Genomic DNA, 1,078 nt, shown 5'->3' with positions numbered 1-1,078 from the left:
AGAATTGCAGGCTAAACAACAACGCGCAAGCCAGCCGGTAAGAGACCATCGTAAAGATGCCCATCAACCAGCTTTCAACAACACCCGCGCTTACCCGAGCTCTGGTGGAGGCTCATCTAGCCCCTGGATGATGTTATTGCTGCTCATCGCGGCGGTGTTATCACGAAAGCTTCAATCAAAGCGTTCATAAAACACCCTAAAAAACGAAACCAATGCTGATCTATGAACTCGGTTTTCATAGATCAGCCCACACCTCAAACTACCCCATCAATACTAAAACTTTCGCAGATCCTTTTTTCTGCGCATCTTCTCAAAAGCCAAAGGCTCCCATCGACGCATACCTGTGACAACACTAGTACCGAATCGCTCTTTAACAGGCAACTTTTCATCCTCTACATGTAAGCGATGAAATTCCTCTGCAAGTTGATCCAACTTTCTCTGAAAGATCAGGTTAGAGGCTTTAGAGAGCATCCCCACCACAAACTGTCGTTTGTCACTGGGCTCATCAAACCTATAGTTAAAGAACTCATTCACTAGAATTTCTTCGAAAAACCGCTGTATAGGGCCGTTCTTTTGCCAACTGAAGTTTCTATCAACTAATAACTTTATGCGATTTCCAGGCAACAACTCGATCAACTTTAGGCGATCTAATTTGGCAAGATGCTGGATTAACGCGGTCTCAGTTAAATCATAGGTAGACAATATATCTTCAAAGCTCCAACGATTTAAGGCACTATTTGCGACAATCAAAAGCGGAAGATCATCAATAATTTCTTTTTCTTGCTCAATCGTCAAACTTCGAATCTGATCAGACTGTCTCACCATCTCCACCAGATCACTAATTTCAATACCTAAAAATTCACAAATTTGATCTAGCCTTTTTAGCGAAAAGCTTTCCTCAGAAAACAAACGTTTCACGCTCGCCTCACTTAAATTGAGGGCATCAGCCACATCTGCATATTTTACATCGTTAATTTTCAAACATTTTTTCAGTGCTTTGACTAAAGCAGCGCTCTGAGACATCTGATCTCCCTATTATGAAACAGCGGTTCATGAGAATGACAGCAATACCGAATAC

2 protein-coding genes are annotated in these 1,078 nt (G+C 41.9%); one reads left to right on the top strand and one right to left on the bottom strand.

Going from position 1 to position 1,078, the window contains the following annotated elements:
* Window positions 1-190, top strand: a 190-nt coding sequence (locus A3766_RS31755) for a hypothetical protein (RefSeq protein WP_197479821.1), incomplete at its 5' end; no start/stop codon positions are given.
* 83 nt (window positions 191-273) lie between these two features.
* Here A3766_RS31755 and A3766_RS28275 read toward each other — a convergent pair.
* Window positions 274-1,023: a helix-turn-helix transcriptional regulator gene (locus tag A3766_RS28275; RefSeq protein ID WP_068514227.1), complete on the bottom strand. Its 750-nt coding sequence runs from the start codon at window positions 1,021-1,023 to the stop codon at window positions 274-276.
* Window positions 1,024-1,078 lie beyond the last annotated feature (55 nt).

The organism is Oleiphilus sp. HI0132 (assembly GCF_001635845.1).
Note: the sequence above shows the minus strand (reverse complement) of the source record. Positions and strands in the feature narration are given on the sequence as shown.

What these genes read in the sequence shown, in the direction of transcription:
- A3766_RS28275 (WP_068514227.1), bottom strand. Translation starts at nt 1,023, where the DNA reads ATGTCTCAGAGCGCTGCTTTAGTCAAAGCACTGAAAAAATGTTTGAAA.